Genomic DNA, 21,144 nt, shown 5'->3' with positions numbered 1-21,144 from the left:
TGGTTTAAAATTACAATACTAGTGTTAGTATAAACTTATTTTTCAAATGCGACAAGGGTGTTTTTGTGGTATTATGGTTTTGAACTCTAAAAAATACATTTTTAATTAAAGGAGCATCAAAATATGAAGGTCGCAGGTGTGATTACCGAATACAATCCTTTCCACAATGGACATAAATATCAGCTAAAGCAGATTAAAAGGCAGACATCTGCTGATTATATCGTCGTGGTCATAAGCGGTGATTTCGTGCAAAGAGGCGAGCCTGCCATCATCGACAAATACGAGCGCACCCGCATGGCGCTTTTGAGCGGCGCCGACCTGGTGCTTGAGCTTCCATCGGTCTTTGCCACGGCGTCTGCTGAGTTTTTTGCCCGCGGCGGAGTCAGTGTGCTCAAAAACACCGGCGTTGTGGACACGCTGTGCTATGGTGTGGAGTCTGTGGACCATGAGCTTACAAAGCTCGTGGCGGGTGTGCTCAAGAATCCTCCTGCTGCATATTCTGCATCGCTTGCCCGGCTGATTCAGGGTGGGATGAGCTTTCCTGCTGCCAGGAGCAGAGCGCTATGTGAATATTTTCAAGATAAATATGATAGCTCTTCAGAGAAATTAGATGCTTTCATAGCTTCACCCAATAATATTCTGGCCATTGAGTATGAGAAGGCTCTGATGGACTGTGATATTACAGGATTTCCTATTCAGCGAGTCGGGGAAGGCTATCACAGCACCGATTCGACAAGTGAGTTTTCTTCCGCTACGGCTGTGCGCGGGGTGATTTCTACCTTAATTGATATAAACAAACACAACACTATTACTAATATGCAGCTTGATAATTCCGGGATTTCTGCAAAGCTCAGTCAGCTTATGCCATCAGACTGCGTTGATATTCTTGTAGATTGTATTTTGGGAGGTCATATTGTGTTTCCTGATGATATTTCTGAAATGCTTTATTATAGTCTGCTGACTGAGAAAGATACAGGATTTGAGCAATATGCTGACTGCACAAAGGAGCTTTCTGCAAAGATAGTTAAAAATATTTATAAATATAAAAGTTTTACGCAGTTTTGTAACTTACTGAAGAGTAAAAATCTGACTTATACGCGTATTTCAAGGGTTCTCACGCATATTTTACTTGGTATTGAGAATAATGATTTTAATATATGTATGGATAATCCTTATCTGCGCATACTCGGTTTTAAAAAATCGTCCAAGGAGCTTATGCATCTCCTCAAAAAAAGAGCATCAGCGCCCCTTATTACAAAAGTCGCTGATGCTCCGTATGAGCTTATTTCCAAGGATATTTTTGCTGCTGATTTGTATGGCAGGTTGTGTCATTCACAGCAAAATGAGTTTACACACGGAGTTGTAATTATATAAGCTACAGCTCCATTATAATCTCTCTTGCCAGACTTTCCTCTATCGGCTTCGCATGCACTCCCGGTGCAAACTCAACAGTGGCTCCTATGCCCTTTTGAAGCACGAAGCGCAGCTTTCCATCACGCACCTTTTTGTCGGTGTAGAGCTTTTTAACCAGTGCCTCCCTGTCTATATAGTCAGGTATACGTGTCGGAAGACCGGCTCTCTCATAGAGCTTTATCACGCGCTCTGCCTGTTCCTCTGACATATAGCCAAGGCGGGCTGACATGAGTGCCTGTGCTGCCATTCCGATTGACAGTGCTTCTCCGTGCAGCAGCTTATAGTCACTGACTGTCTCGATGGCACGTCCTACTGTGTGTCCCAGATTTAAGGTTTCGCGAAGTCCTGATTCTCTCTCATCCTTCATGACCACATTGTACTTGATACGGCAGTTGTTTTCTGCAATGTACTCGCACGCGAATTTCTTGAATGAATAGATATCGTCCAGATTTTCCTCGATAAATTCAAACATATCCTCACTGCCCAGGCATGCGTGCTTGATGGTCTCTGCCATACCGCTTGCCATCTGGCGCTGTGGCAGTGTCTTCCATGCAGCTATGTCAATGTATACCTTTTTCGGCTGATTGAACAGACCTATAGTATTTGTGGCAAGAGGTGTATCAATGGCTGTCTTTCCGCCTACAGATGCATCTGCCGCTGCAAGAAGTGTGGTTGCATAGTTGATAAACGGTACTCCTCTGCCGTAGGTTCCTGCAATAAAGCCTGATAGGTCAGTCACCACACCACCGCCTACCGCAATGATACAGCAGTCTCTTCTGTAGCCCTTTTTAAGCATGGCATCCTCTATCTTTGCCTTTGTCTCACGCGACTTGCTCTTCTCCCCTGCCGGGAAAACAAACAAATCCACCGAATATCCTGCATGCTTTATCTTCTCACAGATTGGAAGTGCATAAGGATCACGCACATTTGTATCTGTAATCACTGCAAATTTCTTTATCTTGCCTGCCAGACCATTTTCCAGATCGGATACAAGGGTGTCTGAGAGGTTATAGCCTATCTCAATATCATATGTGTCATCTACTACTTTTTTGAGTTCTACATTGAATATGCTCATTTTTTTCTCCTGTTATGCTATATTTTTGTTCCTTTTGTGGGAAACTGCTACAGTATCCCAACAGCCTGCTTCGCAAGCTTATCTGCCTCTTCGTTGCCCTCTACTCCTGAGTGTCCCTTTACCTTTACAAAGGTAAGCTTTATCTGCTCCCTAACAGACATTATATAGTCATGATACGCTATAGTACCTGCTTTATTACGCTTCCAGGCTCCTGTAGCCCACATCTCTATGCCCATATAGTCATAGTATATGACAAGCTCCTTAATTCCAAGCTCTATAGCCTTTTTTACCGCAGCCTCCGCACCCTTTATCTCTCCGGCTACGTTGCGCATTGTGGCCATCTCGGCATCGTTATCCGCTCCCTGCAGCACATATTTTTCATTGTCTGTCACAAGAAAGCCACCATAGCCATAGGTGTGTGTGGCCTTATTGAAGGAGCCGTCGACGAACGCATAGGTGCTGCATCTTTCACCTGATTCAGATGTATTTTTGCCGGATGCTTTCATACCGCTAATAATTTTCTCTCCGGTAATAAATTTCTCTGCCTCTTCAATAGTCTTAAAGCTCTTATACACAGCCCCCTGATATCCGTCAACCATCGCCTTGCAATCGTTCCAGTTCAAATATATCCCGGGGACCTTTCCCTTTTTTACCGCATAGTATTTTGATGCCATGCTTTATTTCTCCTATAATACTCTCGACAAAAATTCCTGTAATCTCTCACTCTTTGGCGCTCCAAATACTTCCTCCGGTGTGCCCTCCTCAGCTATGTTGCCCTCATTGATGAACATTACTCTGTTGGCCACCTCTCTGGCAAAGCCCATCTCGTGTGTCACAACCACCATTGTCATGCCTGCCTCTGCAAGCTCCTTCATTACCGCAAGCACCTCACCTACCATCTCAGGGTCAAGTGCTGATGTCGGTTCATCAAACAGTATGACGTCCGGATTCATCGCAAGTGAACGAATAATTGCCACACGCTGCTTCTGTCCACCCGAAAGCTGTGCCGGATATGCATCTGCCTTATCGAGCAGGCCTATCCTTGTGAGAAGCTCATCCGCCTTCTTTGATGCCTCATCCTTTGTCATCACACCAAGTTTCACCGGTGCGAGCATAATATTTGCTTTTATTGTCATGTTGGCAAACAGGTTAAACTGCTGGAAAACCATGCCGATTTTCTGTCTGGTCACATTGATGTCCGTTGACTTGTCTGTCAGGTCTGTTCCTTCAAAGAGGATTTGTCCCGATGTAGGTGTCTCGAGCAGATTGAGTGAACGTAAAAACGTAGACTTTCCACAGCCTGACGGTCCGATGATAGCAATTACATCACCTCTGTTTACCTCTGTGCTTATGCCCTTTAATATCTCCTGCTCTCCAAAACTCTTGTGCAAGTCTTTTACCTCTAATATCACGTTATTATCTTTCATTGCTTCTCAGTCTCCTCTCAAGTTTGCTCACTCCGTGGCTTAAAAGCATCACTATAACCAGATAAATAAGGGCTACAGCAATAAGCGGTATAAATGCCTCGTATGTGTTGCTTCGTATGATATCTCCACCCTTTGTCAGATCCATCATACCAATATAACCACTGATTGATGTCTCCTTCAGGAGGCTGATAAACTCGTTAAGCAGCGCCGGAAGTATATTTTTGACTGCCTGCGGTATGATAACAAGCTTCATTGTCTGGCTGTAGTTGAGTCCTAAGCTTCGTCCTGCTTCAAACTGTCCTATATCTACAGACATGATACCCGAACGCACAATCTCTGCCACATATGCAGCTGAGTTGAGTCCGAAGGCAATTACTGCTACAAGTATCTTGTTAGTCACAGATGCAAGCACTACATAGTATATGATAAGAAGCTGTATCATGACAGGCGTTCCTCTGATGATGGTCAGGTATACCTTGCAAATTCCGTTTAATACGGCAAGACCGCCGTTTCTGTCATGGTTGGTTCTGACTATCGCAATTAAAAATCCAAGCACAATACCAAGCATTACGGCAAATATTGTGATAACTATTGTGTTGCCAAGTCCCTTTACGATATACATGTAACGGTTGTCCTTGACAAAGTTGTCATAGAGCTTTTCCTTTATACCGATTGACGAGCCGGATTGGCTGTCTTTTACGATAATCTCCTGCTTTGTGGTGATATATGTATCGGTAAAATCAACATTTTTCTGTCTGTCCTCTGTCACTGTAAAGCCTGCTGCTCCAACATCCACCTTGCCTGATGATACAGCGGCAATAATTGAGTCAAACTGCATATCCTCTACCTGCATATCCATACCAAGCTCATCAGCGATGGCCTGCATGATATCCATATCGATTCCTGTAACCTTGTTATCCTCATAGTACTCATATGGTGGGAACTCTGCATTGGTTCCTACCTTAAGAGTACCGTTTGATCTGTCAACGTCCTTCTTCACGTACGGAGTCTTTCCCACCTGATCCTCTGAGCCGATATAGTTGTCGATAATACTCTGGACTGTTCCATCCTGCTGCAGCTTTTCAAGCGCGGTATTTACCTTGTCGCAAAGCTCTGTATTTCCTTTTTTCAGGCAGAATGCATAGTCCTCATTTGTAAATTCCTCATCCAGTATCTTAAGACCTTTGTTTTCCTTTACAAAGGCAAGTGCCGGCTGCTCGTCAATGACCACGCAGTCAATCTTGCCGACCTTTAATGCCTGGACTGCATCTGCACCCTTGTTGTATCTCTCTACCTTGGTGCCTGATCCGTCGTTCTCATAATCAGATACGTAGATATCTCCTGTGGTTCCGAGCTGTACACCTATTTTGGCACCCTCCAGATCGTCCACACAGGTTACCTTTTTGCTGTCGTTTTTGCCACATGCGCATAAGCCTACGATGAATGTAGCCATTAATGCTGCCATAAGCAAAATCATAATCGGTTTTTTCTTAATGGATTTCATATTATTCCTCATTTCTGTATAAATATTTATTCAAGATTATATCATATTAGTTTATAAAAAAAAAGAGCCTGATTTTCTCAGACTCTTTTATGTCATGTATTTTATGCATCATGTTCCATGTTGCTTAACTTCTTCGCCTGGTCGGCTGCGATACAGGCATCAATTATCTCCTGAATATCTCCGTTAAGGATCTTGTCAAGCTTATAGAGTGTCAGATTGATTCTGTGATCTGTCACACGTCCCTGTGGGAAGTTGTAAGTACGAATCTTCTCGGCGCGGTCTCCTGTACCGATCTGGCTTCGTCTCTCCTCAGCCTCGGCATCCTGCTTCTTCTGAAGCTCCATGTCATAGAGCTTTGTACGAAGGAGTGCAAAAGCCTTTTCCTTGTTCTGTATCTGTGACTTCTCAGTCTGGCTGTAGATGACAATACCTGTTGGGTAATGTGTCAGTCTAACAGCTGAATCAGTTGTATTGACACACTGTCCACCGTTTCCTGAAGCACGCATTACGTCGATTCGGATATCCTTGTCATCAATCTTGATATCCACATCCTCTGCCTCAGGCATCACTGCTACTGAGCATGTAGAGGTCTGGATACGACCCTGTGACTCTGTCTCAGGCACACGCTGCACACGGTGTACGCCCGACTCGTACTTTAGGATAGAGTATGCACCGGAGCCCTTTACCATGAACTCGACCGACTTCATGCCGCCGATTCCTGTCTCATCGGCATCAAGTGTCTCCACCTTCCAGCCTCTGTTCTCTGCGTAGTGCACATACATACGATAGATTTCCGCTGCAAAAAGAGCTGCTTCCTCTCCACCTGCACCGGCACGGATTTCAACGATTACGTTCTTGTCATCGTTAGGGTCCTTTGGCAGAAGAAGTATTTTAAGCTCTTTCTCAAGCTCCTCCACCTGCTCCTTTGAATCCTTAAGCTCTTCCTTTGCAAGCTCTCTCATCTCTTCATCTGATTCCTCGTCCAAAATAGCCAGTGAATCCTCGATATTCTGCTTGCACTCTTTATATTTCTTATATGTCTCAACTATTGGAGCAAGGTCACTCTGCTCCTTCATAAGCTTTTTAAATCTGTTTGCATCATTTGCCACATCCGGCTCGCTGAGCAGATTCATCAGCTCCTCATAATGGTGTATAAGATCTTCTAACTTATCAAACATGTTTTTCCTCCTTGCTGTCATACACTCCCGATACTACCCTGTCGTTTCCCGCCAGGTCCTTTATCACATGTACATCGCTAAAACCTGCAAACTGCATCATATCTGACACCTGTCTGCCCTGGTCGCAGCCTATCTCAAAAAGCAGCCTGCCCTGCGGCTTTAGATTTGCCCTGCAGTCCTTTATGATGCGCCTGTAAAACAAAAGCCCATCCTCTGAGCCGTCAAGGGCCTCATGCGGCTCAAACACTGACACCTCCGGCATCAGATGCGGTATCTCATTGCTTCTTATATATGGTGGGTTGGATACTATCACATCATACATCTCATCGACATGCTCAAACAGGTCACTTCTCTCGAAATCAACAAATACGCCGTTGAGCCTTGCGTTTTCCTTTGCCACATTGAGCGCCTGCTTTGAAATATCACAAGCTGCACCGTCCACATTGGTCGTGTTCTTTAAGATGCTTATAATTATGCATCCGCTTCCGGTACACATATCAAGCACTCTCATCCCAGGCTCTATCACCTTGAGTGCCTCCTCCACAAGAGTCTCTGTGTCCTGACGCGGTATGAGCACATTGCTGTTCACACGGAATTTAAGTCCCATAAACTCCTGCTCTCCGACTATGTACTGGAGTGGTATACGCTCAGCGCGCTTGCTCAAAAGTGCCTGATATTCCCTTATCTGCTCCTGCGACATTTCCTCATCCATATGCACATAGTAATATGTGTGATCTATCCTGCATGCCATAGCCAAAAGCAGCCATGCATCATTTTTTGCGTCAACTATATTTGCTTTTTGTAATATGCTTTCCCCAAGTAAAATTGCTTCTCTATATGTCATATATACCTTCTATCCGGTGGTCAATGTGCGCACACATTGTTTTGCTTCTGCCATTTCTTCCAGTCAAACACTGCCTCAACTGATGCGATGCCCACCTCAATCATTTCATCATCCGGCTCCTTTGTCGTCATACGCTGCATTAAAAGCCCCGGAACACTAAGCAGGTTTACAACCGAGTTGTCATATCTGCCCGCAAGTCTGATAAACTCATAAGACACTCCTGCGATTACAGGAATAAGCACAAGTCGTAACAACAACTGCAGCGGCTTTGAATCCACGCGGATAAACATGAAAAACAGTATGCTTATGAGCATTACTATAAGTAAAAAGCTTGTGCCGCAGCGCTTGTGATGCTTTGAGCTTTTTCTCACATTTTCCACTGTAAGAGGAAACCCGTGCTCAATGCAGTTTATGCATTTATGCTCAGAGCCGTGATACATAAATGTGCGCTTAATGTCAGGTGTAAGCGATATGATTGCTATATATCCCAAAAATATTGCCAATCTGATAACACCCTCTATGAACGCTATGAGCAGCTGTGAGCTTATTACCTTTTTAAAGAGCCCTGAAAGAAAGTACGGCAGTGCAAAAAACAGCGCGAGCGCTATGACAATTGACAGTACCACTGTACCTCCAAGCATGGCATTCTCCTGCTTCTTTTCTTTGGCAGCCTTTTTTGCTTTTTCTTCCTCTGTAAGAGACTCTTCCTTATCCTTTTTCTTTGAAGAAGATGCGCTTTCATCATCCTCATCCTCGAAAAAAGACGCTGAATACATCAGTGTGCTCATGCCCAGATAAAGTGAATCGACAAAGCTTACCACACCTCTTAAAATAGGAATCTTTCTAACTGTATCAAGTGTCTTTGAATTCTTGCGCTTTGACACCTTGACATCTATCTCATGGTCAGGCTTCCTCACCGCTACGGCGTATGTGTCCTTATTCTGCATCATTACGCCTTCCATGACAGCCTGACCGCCAATACCTGAATACTTCATAAAACCTCTCTATATTCCAAAAAAGGTTGAGGTATATTGCAACCTCAACCTTTCAAGTAACTATATGATTCTATTTCATACCATATTTCTTATTGAACTGCTCAATACGTCCACGAGCCTGGTTAGCTTTCTGCTGACCTGTGTAGAATGGATGGCACTTTGAGCAAATCTCTACGTGGATCTCCGGCTTTGTAGATCCTGTAACGAATGTGTTACCACAGTTACATGTAACAGTTGCCTGATAATAATCTGGATGGATTCCTTCTCTCATGATTTTCACCTCTTTTATATTCTTATCGTATTTCTATAGCTTCACTCTTTATACCCGTATGCCCGATCCGCATATGATACTTGCTGCAAGAGCGACACGTTGCGTCCGTTTACATCCCGATAAACAGCTTAGTTATTGTAGCACATGAATCTGTCAATTGCAAGACATTTTTATAAAATTCTGTTTTTCTTTACAAGATTAACAAATTCCTTGTTGCTCTTTGTGTGTGCAAACATGTTGAGTACGTTCTCAACAGCCTCATCAGAACGCATGCCGTTGAAGGCTTTACGCATATTGTCGACTGCTGCCTGCTCATCATCATCCAGAAGCAGGTCCTCACGCCTTGTACCTGATTTTACTATATCTATAGCAGGGAAGATTCTCTTCTCTGAAAGCTTTCTGTCGAGCACAAGCTCCATGTTTCCTGTTCCCTTGAACTCCTCAAATACCACATCATCCATCTTGCTTCCTGTATCAACAAGAGCAGTGGCAAGAATTGTCAGGCTGCCTCCGTTTCTCATATTACGGGCTGCACCGAAAAATCTCTTTGGCATATGAAGAGCTACAGGATCAAGTCCTCCTGAAAGTGTACGACCTGATGGTGGAACTGTCACATTGTAAGCTCTTGCAAGCCTTGTTATGCTGTCGAGGAGTATCATGACATCATTACCATGCTCTACAAGACGCTTTGCTCTCTCTATTACCATCTCTGACACTCTCTTATGATGCTCCGGAAGCTCATCAAATGTAGAGTAGATAACCTCGACATTATCTCCCTCTATAGCCTCCTTGATATCTGTGACCTCCTCCGGTCTCTCGTCAATAAGAAGAATAATAAGATGCATCTCAGGATTGTTTACAGTTACAGACTTTGCAACCTCTTTAAGTAATGTGGTCTTTCCGGCCTTAGGCTGTGAAACAATCATGCCTCGCTGTCCCTTTCCTATTGGAGAGATGAGATCTACAACTCTCATCGCAACACTGGCGCCAGGTCTCTCGAGACGCAGTCTCTCATTTGGGAATATAGGTACAAGATCCTCAAAGCTCGTACGCTTCTGTGCTACATCCGGTGTATATCCGTTGACAGTAGTCAGATATAAAAGCGCCTGGAACTTCTCACGCTCTGATTTCACCTTCATATTACCCTTTACGATATCACCGGTCTTTAAATTGAATCGGCGTATCTGCGCAGGTGCCACATAGATATCGTGATCTCCCGGCATATAATTATCACAGCGGATAAAGCCAAAGCCCTCAGGCATTACCTCAAGTATGCCTTCTGCCTCCTCTCCACTGTCAAGTGCTGCATAGTCATCTTTAAAAGAGTTGGCGCGTTCCTCAGCTGTACCGTTTTTCTCAGCCTCCTCAGCCTCTTTTGCGTCCTCCTCGAGCATTCTTTCAATAATCTGACCCTTTTTCAGCGATGAAATACCCTTAAGTCCTCTTGCCTTCGCCAGATCCTTAAGCACAAATGCCGACAAACTTTCATATTTTTCTCTCATCTGTTCCATTTCGTCTTCTCCTTAAATTTGATAACAGTAATTTATTCAATTCACATCACATTAAAACTATAATTATACTAATATATCTGTGTAGCTATTGGGAAATAACGCCTGAATTGACTTTTGAATCATTAATTATAGATTATACATCATTTCGTCAAAAATATAAAGCAAATTCTTCTTTTTTATCATTATTTTTTAATATAAATGGTTATCTCCATAGTTACTTGATTTAAATTACCTGCAATGTTATGATTAATCAAAAGAATTTTTAGAGGGAGAATTACCATGGATAATAAAGAAAAAGCACTGAAATGCCACGAAGAGTGGAACGGAAAGCTCGAAACCATCGCCAAATCAAAGGTTAATTCGAGGGAGGATCTGGCAATCGCATACACTCCGGGTGTTGCTGAGCCTTGTAAGGTCATAGCCGAGGATAAGGAGGCTGCATACAAATACACCTGGAAGGCAAATACTGTTGCCGTAGTATCAGACGGTAGTGCTGTGCTCGGTCTCGGAAATATCGGACCTTACGCTGCCATGCCTGTTATGGAGGGCAAATGCGTACTTTTCAAGGAGTTCGGCAACGTAAACGCAGTTCCTATCTGCCTTGACACACAGGACACTGAGGAGATTATTACCGCAGTCAAAAATATCGCACCGGGCTTCGGCGGAATTAACTTAGAGGATATCTCCGCTCCGCGCTGCTTTGAGATTGAGGAGAGACTTAAAGAGATGCTCGATATTCCTGTATTCCACGATGACCAGCACGGAACTGCCATCGTCGTGCTCGCAGGTATCATCAACTCACTCCGCCTGACCGGCAAAAAGAAAGAGGACTGTAAGGTCGTTGTAAACGGTGCAGGCTCAGCAGGTGTTGCTATCACAAAGCTTCTTCTGACATACGGCTTTACACATGTGACCATGTGTGACCGTTTAGGCATCATAGGAAAGGACTACCCAAATCTCAACTGGATGCAGCAGAAAATGACAGAGGTTACAAACCTTGAAAATGCACAGGGTACTCTTGCAGACGCTTTAAAGGGTGCTGACATATTCGTTGGTGTTTCTGCTCCAAATATCGTCACAGCAGAGATGGTTTCTTCCATGAATAAGGATGCTATTCTTTTTGCCATGGCAAATCCTGTTCCTGAGATTATGCCTGATGTGGCAAAGGCTGCAGGTGCCAGAGTGGTCGGAACCGGAAGAAGTGATTTTCCTAACCAGATAAACAACGTGGTTGCTTTCCCTGGAATCTTCAAGGGCGCTCTAGAGGGACGTGCTACACAGATTACCGAGGAAATGAAGCTTGCTGCTGCAGAAGCATTGGCCGGCCTTGTTTCAGACGAAGAATTAAATGATGATTTTATTATGCCTGAGGCATTTGATCCTCGTGTTGCCGCTGTTGTCAGCGAGGCTGTAAAGTCACATATCTAATCTAATGCGATACTATTCACTCAACCAATACTGCCGCGATACCTTCGGCGAAAAGCTCTACAAGCTCTCTTTAGATGGAGGCATGACCTGTCCAAACCGTGACGGCTTTCTCTCATCGCTTGGATGCCTGTACTGCAGCGCCGGTGGCTCCGGTGATTTTGCGGCAGACCGAAGCCTTTCAATAAAGGAGCAGCTTTCTGCCGCCAAAGAAAAAGTGGCTTCAAAGAGCAGCTGTGAACACTTTATCGCATATTTTCAGGCTTTTACCAACACATATGCGCCCGTAGATTACTTACGGCGCATATTTTATGAGGCAATAGAAGATCCATCTGTCGCTGTGCTGTCCATCGGTACAAGAACTGACTGTTTTTCTGCTGAAATATATGAGCTGCTCTCAGAATTAAACCGCATAAAGCCGGTCTGGGTAGAGCTGGGGCTTCAGACCATCCATCAGTGCACTCTTGATGCCATGAATACCCATACCTGCGTTGATGATTTCATAGCTGTGACTGATGAGCTTAGTCGCCGTGGGATAAAGGTCATTGCACACCTCATACTGGGGCTTCCTCATGAGACACGGGACATGATGCTTGAATCAGTTGATTTTGTTGCCAAAAGCGGTATTTTCGGTGTTAAGCTGCAGCTGCTTCACGTACTAAGGGGCACACCACTGGCTGATATTTACAGTAAAAAGCCATTTGAGCTTTTTACGCTGGATGAATACTGTGACTTTGTGGTAGACTGTATAGAAAGACTGCCAAAGGACATGGTTATCCACCGCATGACCGGTGACGGACCACGCTCTTTACTTGTTGCACCGCTTTGGAGCACAGATAAAAAACGGGTTCTAAACACAATCAATAAGAGATTTGAAGCCCGGGACACATATCAGGGACGATTAAACTTGTTTTAAAGGAGAAAATTATGGCCGAGCCATTTACCATATATAAGCTGACAATTTTATACATGCTTGATAAAGCGGGGTTTCCGCTGTCAAACACCCAGATTTCCAATTTCTTTTTGGAAAAAGAATACACCGACTACTTCCGTGTACAGGAGGTCATCGGTGATTTAGTAAATGCTGATTTAATTAATTTTGAGTCTACTCATTCCAATACGCAGTACACTCTGACTGCCGCCGGAAAAGAGACGCTTGGTTTCTTCAAGGACAAGATTACCGATGGTATCGAGTCTGATGTAAAGAGCTTCTTTACTGACAACAAGCTCGAGTTCAGACAGGAAAACTCTATTCTTGCCGACTATTACAGGACAACCGACCACAAGTATGCAGTACGCTGTCAGGTGCGCTCGGAGAGCACAACTATCATCGACCTGACTCTCTCAGTCGGCACAAAGGAGCAGGCTGAGGCCATATGCAGCAACTGGAAGAATCAGAACGAGGATGTGTACGCATACCTCATGGATATGCTGCTTCGATAAATTATTTTTTGTTTTTTCTTACAGAGTAGCCGAAGCTGCCGAGCTTATCTCCAAAGCCAAAATACTCTCCGTGTGAGTACATCACAAGACCGGTATCATTGATATGAAACTTCCCGGTCTCGTCCATGTATTTATCGTCCACTGTTACACCGACAACATCTGCTATAAACATTGTATGGCTTCCGAGCTCCTCACACCTTCTTACCCTGCACTCAATATTTACCGGACTTTCCGATATTCCGACTGCTGACACATGCTGCATCGCAAGCGGTGTCAGGTGCAGCTCTTTAAATTTGTCTACATCCCTGCCACTCTTCACTCCACAGTAGTCACAGGCTTTAATCAGCGCCTCAGTGGTCAGATTCACCACAAACTCTCCGGTTTCTTTAATCATGTTATAAGAAAAGCGCTCAGGCCTTACAGATATTGAAAGCATAGGCGGATTGGTGCACACCGTCCCCGCCCATGCCACTGTTATTATATTGTTATTTCCTGCCTTGTCAGTGACACTTACCATCACAGCCGGCACCGGGTTTAGCATATTGCCCGGCTTCCAATTTTGTTTTCCCATATGTTAATTTATCCTTTAATTTTTCTTTAATATCCTTTTATATCCACTAATTTTCTTTTAGGTTTTCCATGCATTCTTTAAGACGCACCTTATTTGCTTCCTCAAGCTCCGTGAGCGGCAGACGAAGTCCTCCCACATCATATCCCAAAAGCTTCATAGCAGCCTTTACCGGAATCGGATTCACCTCGCAAAACAGCGCCTCTATAAAATCCAGGTATTTAAGCTGGATATCAAGTGCTGATTTAATATTTCCATCAAGGTATTCCATTACCATATCATGCACTGCAGCCGGCATTACATTGGACAGCACTGATATCACACCGACTCCACCGAGTGAGAGTATCGGGATGACCTGGTCATCATTTCCGGAATAGATATCAAGATCATCTCCTGCCAGCTTTTTAAGCCTTGCAACCTGCGATATATTACCGCTTGCTTCCTTGATTCCCACGATATTTTCAAAGTCCCTGCCAAGCCTTGCAGCAGTCTGCGGCAGTATATTGCAGCCCGTGCGCGAAGGTACGTTATACATGATGATCGGAAGCCCAACCGAGCCTGCTATCGCTGCATAGTGCGCATAAAGACCATTCTGTGTGGCTTTATTGTAGTATGGAGTGACAACGAGCAGACCATCTACACCAAGCTTTTCTGCCTTCTGTGAGAAATCTATCACATTTTGTGTGCAGTTAGCACCTGTTCCCGCTATTACAGGAATCCGTCCGGCGGTCTCATCGACCACACATTTTATTACTGAAAGCTTTTCTTCCTCTGTCATGGTGGCAGGCTCACCTGTGGTGCCACACACAATGATTGCATCAGTTCCACCGTCTATCTGCCTTTTCACCAGCGTCCTAAGCATTTCATAGTTTACACTGTTATCCTCATTGAAAGGAGTAATTAGCGCTACTCCGGCGCCCTTAAACAGAGACATATATACCTCCCAAATACACTATTTGTACTGAACCATTACACCGAACTATTTAATACTGAAATATTTTATACTAAACTATTTAACCTATACTAAAACATTAGAGCCTGATATCAGGATTTTCTTTTATTATATCAGCAATTAATTCTCTCTCATCCATGTGATGCTTTACACCCTTTATCTCCTGATAATCCTCATGGCCCTTTCCTGCAAGCACTATGATATCACCATCCTTGGCATTCTCCATGCAGTATCTGATGGCCTCCTTACGGTCAGGAATTGTCACATACTCTCCATCTGCCTTGTGCACTCCCTGTAAAATATCATTGATGATATCCATAGGCTCCTCATCTCTTGGGTTATCGGATGTGACAACAGTCAGATCCGCAAGCTTTGATGATACCTCTCCCATCTCATAACGGCGTGACTTTGCCCTGTTTCCGCCACAGCCAAACAGGCATACAAGTCTGCCCGGCTCATACTCCTTAAGAGTGGTCAGAAGGCTCTCAAGTGCCATTGCATTATGCGCATAATCAATCATAAGGGTATATCTCTTTGTTACAGGAACAATCTCTATTCTGCCCTTTACGCTCACATGATGAAGAGCCTCCTCGATTGCCTTTTTATCCACATTGAAATGATGGCAGATGGCAATGGCTGTGAGTGAATTGTACACTGAGAATTTGCCCGGCACATTGACCTCCACATCAAAATCGAGAAGTCCTGATACATGGTATTTCACACCGAGTGCTCCATGCTCCTTTTTAAGCTCGACATTTTCTGCCACCAGATTGTTTGTGGACTTGTAGCCATAGGTCTCCACCTGACATGTGTGCCCCTTCATGATGCCCTCTAAGTGCTCATCATCTCCGTTAAAGATACCAAGCTTACACTGTCTGAACAAAAGGCTCTTGCAATGCATGTAATCTGCGAAATCCTTGTGCTCATGCTCCCCGATATGGTCAGGCTCAAGGTTTGTAAATACACCGATATCAAAGGTAAAGCCCGATACTCTGTGAAGCATGAGTGCCTGTGATGACACCTCCATAACGACCGCATCGAGTCCTTCATCCACCATCTCCTTAAACAGCTCCTGAACTCTGTATGACTCAGGTGTGGTATTTGCTGACGGGATTTTCCTGTCACCGCAGATGGACTCTATTGTACCGATAAGTCCTGTCTTTATGCCGGCTGACTCAAGAATAGACTTTACCATATATGTGGTTGTGGTCTTACCCTTTGTACCTGTAATACCGATAGTCTTGATTTTCTCTGCCGGATAATCAAAATAGGCTGCTGACATGCAGGCAAGTGCAAGCCTTGTATCATCTACCTTAATATATGTCACCCCGTCGATAGGAGTCACATCTTTTTCGACAACCACAGCGGCTGCACCCTTTTTCACCACATCAGGGATGAAATCATGCGCATCTGACACAGCTCCCGATATACACACAAATACAGATGCCTTCTCCACCTTGCGCGAATCGTACACGAGTGTGGAAATCTCTATATCTGTGTTTCCTGCTAATACTTTATAATCAATTCTTTCAAGTAATTTTTCAAGCTTCATTTTCTTTTCTCCCATATTTTTATTATATTTTCTTGTGATTTTATTTCTTAAAGAGTTGTAACTATTGAATCCCACGCACATTCGCAAAACCGCGCACTACTCGTGCTTTACCTGACATCGATTTCTCCCGAGAACACCTCTGTAGCAGGACCTGTCATAAACACATGATTGGTTTCAGGTATATACTCAATAGTCAGATCTCCGCCTCTTAGATGCACGAGCACCTTGTTGTCAGTCTTTTTGTTTAGTATGCATGCCATGACTGTCGCACAGGTTCCTGTACCGCAGGCCCAGGTCTCAGCACTGCCTCTCTCCCATACTCGCATTTTTGCTTCATTCCTTGAAAGTATCTCTACAAACTCAGTGTTGGTGCGCTTCGGAAACATCTTATGATTCTCAAAAAGCGGACCATATTTCTCAAGCTCAAAGCCTGCCACATCATCGACAAACACCACTGCGTGAGGATTTCCCATTGAAACACAGGTCATGCGCCATTTTCTTTCGCCCACAGAAATCGGCTCATCTATCACCCTGTAGTCATCATCATAAGCACTTCCGTCTGCCTTCACCACCGGAATATCCCCCGGTGTCAGAATAGGCTCCCCCATATCCACACGCACCTGTGATACCTTTCCTTCCTCCACATATAGTGTGAGATACTTGATGCCGGCTCCTGTCTCAACCGATATCTCGGTCTTATCAGTAAGCTTATGGTCATACACATATTTTGCCACGCAGCGTATGCCGTTTCCGCACATCTCGGCTTCCGAGCCATCTGCATTATATATTCTCATTCTAAAATCAGCCTTGTCGGACGGTCCTATTGTGATGAGTCCGTCTGAGCCTATTCCAAAGTGTCTGTCACTGACATATATTGACGCCCTTGCCGGGTCATCTAATTTCTCTTCAAACAGGTTTACATATACATAATCATTTCCACAGCCATGCATTTTTGTAAATTTCATAGTGGTCACCTCGTTATTGGTTTTTTATATTGTTCTGAATAGCTACGTTTATTATATTATACATCGCACTTTCTGGTTTTTCTATAGCGTTTTGTGCGTTATATATTGCGTTTTGTGCTGTTATGGATTATGCTTAGATTATACTTAATACAGATTAAAGGAATACAGATTAATCTCTGTTTATCATTCATATTTGTGAATAGTAACATCTTATTATCAAAGGAGCATAGCATGGATTCAAATTATACAAAAACAGGCTACCTGACGGAGCCCTTTAAAATATTTCATCTAAGGGATGAGCACAAGCTAAATATAGATTTCCACTATCATGATTTCCACAAAATACTGATCCATCTGCACGGCAATGTATCCTACTGCATTGAGGGACGCAGCTATGACCTAAAAGAAAATGATATCGTGCTTGTCAATGCCGGCGAGGTACATAAGCCAATATTAAATGACGATTCAATTTATGAAAGAATCATCATATATGTTTCCCAGCAGCTTATTGACGATTATGTGAGTAAGGGCTATGACCTGGCATGCTGTTTCAAGCAGGCCTATGCCAATCAGTCACATGTGCTAAGACTCGCTGCAACTAAGGGCAGCCGTCTGGCTGATACAATCAAAGGACTCGATTCTACGCTTAAAGAAACCAATGAATATGCAAATGAGCTGTACCAAAAGCTCCTGTTTTTAGAGTTTCTGATACAGCTCAATCGTATCACCCTGCATGGTGGCATCGAGTATATTAACACATTTTCGTCAAACAAAAAAATTGTAGAGATTTTAGATTTCTTAAATAAGAATTTAACAAATCATATAAGTATTGATGATCTGGCAGATAAATTCTTTGTGAGCAGATATCACCTGATGCACACCTTCAAGGAAGAAACCGGCTGCACCATAGGCTCATATATCACAACAAAGCGCCTGCTGCTCGCTCGTGATATGATTCGCGACGGAAGCAGTGTGGCTGACGCCTGCGATGCCTGCGGCTTCGGAAGCTATTCTTCGTTTATCCGTGCATACCGCAAGCAATTCAACTCTACACCTACACATAAATAAAAGCTTCACGGTATAAAACCTGGGGTATTATCTCTCGTTAATCACATTTATAAGCTCAGGTATGAGCTGCTTCTTGCGGGATACCACACCCTTAAGCATAATTCCATCCTTACTCTGTGGCTGATTGTATGCCGAAGCTGCTATTGATGCTGCCTCTGCACCACTGTATATGAGATATGTAGACTCATTAAGTATATCCGTGAGCATAACGAAGAGCATATCAAGCTGCTTTTCCACCTGCATCTTGTCAAGCAGAGGCACCACTCTCGCCTGTACCTTATCCAGCTCTGTTCTGGAGAGTGCAGAAATCTGTGATACTCCGAAGGTGTAGTCTCCTGAATGGAATATTTTAAAATCCTGATTTAATATTTCCTCTTCTGTCTTGTTTGCAAAGTTACTTCCGGCCTCAAACATTTTCTGGGCAAACTCATCCACATCTATCTGAGCAATCTCCGCAAGTATAAGCGCTGTGGATTTGTCAATCTGAGTGCATGTAGGCGAACGAAATACCAGTGTGTCAGAGAGTATTGCAGCACACATAAGTCCCGCCATCTGAGGAGTAACCTCCACTCCCTTTTCCATATACATCTGATAGATTATAGTTCCGGTACATCCAAGCGGCTGGTTTCTGAAATATACAGGTCCAATTGTCTCAAGAGAACCAATTCTGTGGTGATCGATTATCTCAAGAATCTCAGCTTCATCAATATTGGCAACTGCCTGTGAGGTCTCGTTATGATCCACAAGTATCACCTGCTTTTTCCTTGCATTCATCAAATTTCTGCGTGAAAACATGCCGACATAATTTTGGTTTTCGTCGAGTATCGGGAAATCCCTGTGACGGATTTTTGAAACTGTATCACGCACATCATCCACATAATCATCCAAATCAAAATGAATAAGATTTTCTCTTGTCATAAATGACTTTATAGGCATACTCTGATTTATAAGACGTGATGCCGTAAATGTGTCGTATGGTGTGCTGATCACAACCACATCCTTGGCGTTTGCAGCATTTATCACATCCTTTGATATATCGAAGCCGCTTGTCACGATAATACAGCTGCAGTTCGCCTCAATACATATAAGCTGTGACTCCTCACGGTCTGATATGATAACCATATCATCCTCGCACACATTGCCCTTTAAGGTTTCAGGTGTACCGGCTCCGACTATAACCTTTCCTTTCACAAAATAGCCATGCTCATTGCCTGCGACTATCTTGCCATCCAGTGTCTCTATAATATTCCTGTACTGGGTTCTTGCCTTTGCCAGAATAGAATTGTCATACACATCCATATACGACTTTGCAATATCACTTGTCACAATCAGACCCTCAAGCTTGTCCCTCTTATTTACAACCGGAAGAGTGACTACGTTGAGTATCTTCATCATCTCCCATGCTTTTTTCATGGATAGATTACTGCTGACACCCTCAGTCCTTCTGATATGTATATCCTTTATCTGTGTTCCAACATCCTTCAAAAGCGCAGGTGTATCAGCCTTGAAATAATCCAGCACAAAAGCTGTCTCCGCACTAATACTGCCTGCTCTCATTGGTATGTATTCCACTGTATCATCTATCTGTGATTTAAGATTGGCATACGCTATTGCCGCACAAATAGAATCTGTATCGGGATTTTTATGTCCAACAACTCTTACAATCTTTTTTGCCATGTAATTTTCCTCTCTGCCTGCCTTATAAAATGTCAAAATATGGTGCAACTCTTAGACTAAGAATTGCACCACCCTATTACAATACTATTTATTAAAAAATCGAACCAAAGAAACCGAATATATACAATGCGATTGCAATAAAACCAAATGTATTGATTATTGCAAGTACCGTAGAAATAACTGCAAATGTCTTTGTTGTGCCAACCTGCTTCTCAAGCTCAGAAACAGTATCTACCTTGTCTCCCATCACCTTAAAAAGATCCTGAATATTTCTAAAGCACTTAACGTTCTCTGTATGTACCTTATCAGACAGCTCTGCCTTAATCGAAACAAGCTGATCATTAAGCTCAGTGAGCGATTGCAGCATATGGGCATTTGCCTCATTGACCGCTGATGTAACTGCGGCCGTGCCCTCCTCAGTGATACGTCTTGTCTGCTCCAAGGTGTCACCAAAATCAAGGCTCTGACCTATATTCTGGCTGATACCGGATATCTCACTGCCAAGCGACTGTCCGAGATTACCAATCTGACCGGACATAGAGCTTCCAAGATTGTCCATATTGGCATTTACCGAGCGCCCCAGATTATCCATATCAGAGCTTACCTGACGGCCTAAGCTGTCCATGCCTGCATTCATAGATTGCTCTATCTCAGCCATCTTTTCATGAACGCTCTCTATAAGCACGTCAATCTGCTTTGCAACCTGTGCTGTGATACCGTCGGCTTTCTCCTGTCTCTCGTCGAGTATCTGCTGCAGTTCCTCTGCCTTAGCTTCTCTCTCCTCAACTATGGTTGAAAGCTCCTCTGCTTTAGATTCTTTTGTATTGAGCATCTCCTGAAGACGTTTTGCCTTTTCACGAAACTCATCAATTTGGGTTAACAAAAAATCATCTTTATCCATTTGTATATTATCCTCTTTTTCCTGCATTCTTCCACTGCGATTCACATCATCTCTAACTACACGGGATGCCATTACTGTCCTTGAAGGTACTGCCCGCTCCCCTTGTTCTGTTGATACAAATCTTTTTGCACGTCTATCAAATATGCCTGACATTCGTATTCCTCCGATGGTTCCATTAAATACCATTAACATACATATTGTACCATTACATATTGTATTTGTAAATAAAAAACCACAAAATATAGGGTAATCCAAAAATGAAATTTTAAATTCCACCACCACATTTGGTGGTGGAATTTACTCCCGCACAGTAAAGGTTTACTCTTTCATATAAAAATGGTAAGGTTATCTTTCTTTCTGACAGCAGTAGAAAGA

General features: G+C 43.5%; 20 protein-coding genes. 5 read left to right on the top strand and 15 right to left on the bottom strand.

The window, feature by feature from the left end:
* Nucleotides 1–123: 123 nt before the first annotated feature.
* Entirely contained in the window at nucleotides 124–1,374 is a 1,251-nt protein-coding gene (locus ACW6PM_RS10210) for a tRNA(Met) cytidine acetate ligase (RefSeq protein WP_456057096.1), read from the top strand.
* Between the two features lies 1 nt (nucleotide 1,375).
* Here the strand turns inward: ACW6PM_RS10210 and aroB are convergent, their stop codons facing one another.
* From aroB to rho, 9 genes are all read right to left on the bottom strand, one after another.
* Complete coding sequence (gene aroB, locus ACW6PM_RS10205; RefSeq protein WP_308668700.1) at nucleotides 1,376–2,488, bottom strand: 3-dehydroquinate synthase; 1,113 nt, start codon at nucleotides 2,486–2,488, stop codon at nucleotides 1,376–1,378.
* A gap of 47 nt (nucleotides 2,489–2,535) precedes the next feature.
* Nucleotides 2,536–3,162 carry a ribonuclease H1 domain-containing protein gene (locus ACW6PM_RS10200; protein WP_456057095.1) on the bottom strand — a complete coding sequence of 209 codons (627 nt, stop codon included), beginning with the start codon at nucleotides 3,160–3,162 and terminating at the stop codon, nucleotides 2,536–2,538.
* A 12-nt stretch (nucleotides 3,163–3,174) separates the two neighbouring features.
* Complete coding sequence (locus ACW6PM_RS10195; protein WP_456057094.1) at nucleotides 3,175–3,915, bottom strand: amino acid ABC transporter ATP-binding protein; 741 nt, start codon at nucleotides 3,913–3,915, stop codon at nucleotides 3,175–3,177.
* Nucleotides 3,905–5,419: an ABC transporter substrate-binding protein/permease gene (locus ACW6PM_RS10190; RefSeq protein ID WP_308650705.1), complete on the bottom strand. Its 1,515-nt coding sequence runs from the start codon at nucleotides 5,417–5,419 to the stop codon at nucleotides 3,905–3,907. Before ACW6PM_RS10190 ends, ACW6PM_RS10195 begins: the two co-directional genes overlap by 11 nt.
* A 101-nt stretch (nucleotides 5,420–5,520) precedes the next feature.
* Entirely contained in the window at nucleotides 5,521–6,597 is a 1,077-nt protein-coding gene (gene prfA / locus ACW6PM_RS10185; RefSeq protein WP_308650706.1) for a peptide chain release factor 1, read from the bottom strand.
* On the bottom strand, nucleotides 6,590–7,441 hold the full coding sequence (gene prmC / locus ACW6PM_RS10180) for a peptide chain release factor N(5)-glutamine methyltransferase (protein WP_456057093.1): 852 nt from the start codon (nucleotides 7,439–7,441) through the stop codon (nucleotides 6,590–6,592). Before prmC ends, prfA begins: the two co-directional genes overlap by 8 nt.
* A 20-nt stretch (nucleotides 7,442–7,461) precedes the next feature.
* A complete protein-coding gene (locus ACW6PM_RS10175) occupies nucleotides 7,462–8,436 on the bottom strand; it encodes a DUF1385 domain-containing protein (RefSeq protein ID WP_456057092.1) in 975 nt (324 codons plus the stop codon).
* Between the two features lie 70 nt (nucleotides 8,437–8,506).
* Complete coding sequence (gene rpmE, locus ACW6PM_RS10170; RefSeq protein ID WP_015516145.1) at nucleotides 8,507–8,707, bottom strand: 50S ribosomal protein L31; 201 nt, start codon at nucleotides 8,705–8,707, stop codon at nucleotides 8,507–8,509.
* 170 nt (nucleotides 8,708–8,877) lie between these two features.
* Nucleotides 8,878–10,209 carry a transcription termination factor Rho gene (gene rho, locus ACW6PM_RS10165; RefSeq protein ID WP_308650719.1) on the bottom strand — a complete coding sequence of 444 codons (1,332 nt, stop codon included), beginning with the start codon at nucleotides 10,207–10,209 and terminating at the stop codon, nucleotides 8,878–8,880.
* A gap of 288 nt (nucleotides 10,210–10,497) precedes the next feature.
* Here rho and ACW6PM_RS10160 point away from each other — a divergent pair, with 288 nt between their 5' ends.
* From ACW6PM_RS10160 to ACW6PM_RS10150, 3 genes are read left to right on the top strand one after another with little or no spacing between them, the layout of a single operon-like run.
* Nucleotides 10,498–11,646, top strand: coding sequence for an NAD(P)-dependent malic enzyme (locus ACW6PM_RS10160; RefSeq protein WP_308668705.1), 1,149 nt, complete (start codon nucleotides 10,498–10,500; stop codon nucleotides 11,644–11,646).
* Between the two features lie 4 nt (nucleotides 11,647–11,650).
* Entirely contained in the window at nucleotides 11,651–12,559 is a 909-nt protein-coding gene (locus ACW6PM_RS10155; RefSeq protein WP_456057091.1) for a TIGR01212 family radical SAM protein, read from the top strand.
* 11 nt (nucleotides 12,560–12,570) lie between these two features.
* Entirely contained in the window at nucleotides 12,571–13,086 is a 516-nt protein-coding gene (locus tag ACW6PM_RS10150; protein ID WP_308656596.1) for a DUF4364 family protein, read from the top strand.
* A 1-nt stretch (nucleotide 13,087) separates the two neighbouring features.
* Here the strand turns inward: ACW6PM_RS10150 and ACW6PM_RS10145 are convergent, their stop codons facing one another.
* From ACW6PM_RS10145 to dapF, 4 genes are all read right to left on the bottom strand, one after another.
* Nucleotides 13,088–13,657: a flavin reductase family protein gene (locus ACW6PM_RS10145; RefSeq protein ID WP_456057090.1), complete on the bottom strand. Its 570-nt coding sequence runs from the start codon at nucleotides 13,655–13,657 to the stop codon at nucleotides 13,088–13,090.
* A gap of 46 nt (nucleotides 13,658–13,703) precedes the next feature.
* Nucleotides 13,704–14,588, bottom strand: a complete 885-nt coding sequence (gene dapA, locus ACW6PM_RS10140; RefSeq protein ID WP_456057089.1) for a 4-hydroxy-tetrahydrodipicolinate synthase — start codon at nucleotides 14,586–14,588, stop codon at nucleotides 13,704–13,706.
* A 97-nt stretch (nucleotides 14,589–14,685) separates the two neighbouring features.
* A complete protein-coding gene (locus ACW6PM_RS10135) occupies nucleotides 14,686–16,158 on the bottom strand; it encodes a UDP-N-acetylmuramoyl-L-alanyl-D-glutamate--2,6-diaminopimelate ligase (RefSeq protein ID WP_456057088.1) in 1,473 nt (490 codons plus the stop codon).
* 107 nt (nucleotides 16,159–16,265) lie between these two features.
* Nucleotides 16,266–17,123, bottom strand: coding sequence for a diaminopimelate epimerase (gene dapF / locus ACW6PM_RS10130; RefSeq protein WP_456057087.1), 858 nt, complete (start codon nucleotides 17,121–17,123; stop codon nucleotides 16,266–16,268).
* A gap of 231 nt (nucleotides 17,124–17,354) precedes the next feature.
* Between dapF and ACW6PM_RS10125 the strand changes: the two genes are divergently transcribed.
* On the top strand, nucleotides 17,355–18,191 hold the full coding sequence (locus tag ACW6PM_RS10125; protein ID WP_456057086.1) for an AraC family transcriptional regulator: 837 nt from the start codon (nucleotides 17,355–17,357) through the stop codon (nucleotides 18,189–18,191).
* Between the two features lie 27 nt (nucleotides 18,192–18,218).
* Here ACW6PM_RS10125 and ACW6PM_RS10120 read toward each other — a convergent pair whose 3' ends face one another.
* Nucleotides 18,219–19,868 carry a putative manganese-dependent inorganic diphosphatase gene (locus ACW6PM_RS10120; protein WP_308650716.1) on the bottom strand — a complete coding sequence of 550 codons (1,650 nt, stop codon included), beginning with the start codon at nucleotides 19,866–19,868 and terminating at the stop codon, nucleotides 18,219–18,221.
* A gap of 91 nt (nucleotides 19,869–19,959) precedes the next feature.
* Nucleotides 19,960–20,922, bottom strand: coding sequence for a hypothetical protein (locus ACW6PM_RS10115; protein WP_308650717.1), 963 nt, complete (start codon nucleotides 20,920–20,922; stop codon nucleotides 19,960–19,962).
* Nucleotides 20,923–21,144: the final 222 nt, after the last annotated feature.

This window comes from Agathobacter sp., assembly GCF_977054825.1.
Note: the sequence above shows the minus strand (reverse complement) of the source record. Positions and strands in the feature narration are given on the sequence as shown.

What these genes read in the sequence shown, in the direction of transcription:
- ACW6PM_RS10125 (WP_456057086.1), top strand. Translation starts at nt 17,355, where the DNA reads ATGGATTCAAATTATACAAAAACAGGCTACCTGACGGAGCCCTTTAAA.
- dapF (WP_456057087.1), bottom strand. Translation starts at nt 17,123, where the DNA reads ATGAAATTTACAAAAATGCATGGCTGTGGAAATGATTATGTATATGTA.
- ACW6PM_RS10195 (WP_456057094.1), bottom strand. Translation starts at nt 3,915, where the DNA reads ATGAAAGATAATAACGTGATATTAGAGGTAAAAGACTTGCACAAGAGT.
- ACW6PM_RS10145 (WP_456057090.1), bottom strand. Translation starts at nt 13,657, where the DNA reads ATGGGAAAACAAAATTGGAAGCCGGGCAATATGCTAAACCCGGTGCCG.
- ACW6PM_RS10120 (WP_308650716.1), bottom strand. Translation starts at nt 19,868, where the DNA reads ATGGCAAAAAAGATTGTAAGAGTTGTTGGACATAAAAATCCCGATACA.
- ACW6PM_RS10155 (WP_456057091.1), top strand. Translation starts at nt 11,651, where the DNA reads ATGCGATACTATTCACTCAACCAATACTGCCGCGATACCTTCGGCGAA.
- prmC (WP_456057093.1), bottom strand. Translation starts at nt 7,441, where the DNA reads ATGACATATAGAGAAGCAATTTTACTTGGGGAAAGCATATTACAAAAA.
- ACW6PM_RS10175 (WP_456057092.1), bottom strand. Translation starts at nt 8,436, where the DNA reads ATGAAGTATTCAGGTATTGGCGGTCAGGCTGTCATGGAAGGCGTAATG.
- rpmE (WP_015516145.1), bottom strand. Translation starts at nt 8,707, where the DNA reads ATGAGAGAAGGAATCCATCCAGATTATTATCAGGCAACTGTTACATGT.
- dapA (WP_456057089.1), bottom strand. Translation starts at nt 14,588, where the DNA reads ATGTCTCTGTTTAAGGGCGCCGGAGTAGCGCTAATTACTCCTTTCAAT.
- ACW6PM_RS10160 (WP_308668705.1), top strand. Translation starts at nt 10,498, where the DNA reads ATGGATAATAAAGAAAAAGCACTGAAATGCCACGAAGAGTGGAACGGA.
- ACW6PM_RS10190 (WP_308650705.1), bottom strand. Translation starts at nt 5,419, where the DNA reads ATGAAATCCATTAAGAAAAAACCGATTATGATTTTGCTTATGGCAGCA.
- rho (WP_308650719.1), bottom strand. Translation starts at nt 10,209, where the DNA reads ATGAGAGAAAAATATGAAAGTTTGTCGGCATTTGTGCTTAAGGATCTG.
- ACW6PM_RS10150 (WP_308656596.1), top strand. Translation starts at nt 12,571, where the DNA reads ATGGCCGAGCCATTTACCATATATAAGCTGACAATTTTATACATGCTT.
- aroB (WP_308668700.1), bottom strand. Translation starts at nt 2,488, where the DNA reads ATGAGCATATTCAATGTAGAACTCAAAAAAGTAGTAGATGACACATAT.
- ACW6PM_RS10135 (WP_456057088.1), bottom strand. Translation starts at nt 16,158, where the DNA reads ATGAAGCTTGAAAAATTACTTGAAAGAATTGATTATAAAGTATTAGCA.
- ACW6PM_RS10115 (WP_308650717.1), bottom strand. Translation starts at nt 20,922, where the DNA reads ATGTCAGGCATATTTGATAGACGTGCAAAAAGATTTGTATCAACAGAA.
- ACW6PM_RS10210 (WP_456057096.1), top strand. Translation starts at nt 124, where the DNA reads ATGAAGGTCGCAGGTGTGATTACCGAATACAATCCTTTCCACAATGGA.
- prfA (WP_308650706.1), bottom strand. Translation starts at nt 6,597, where the DNA reads ATGTTTGATAAGTTAGAAGATCTTATACACCATTATGAGGAGCTGATG.
- ACW6PM_RS10200 (WP_456057095.1), bottom strand. Translation starts at nt 3,162, where the DNA reads ATGGCATCAAAATACTATGCGGTAAAAAAGGGAAAGGTCCCCGGGATA.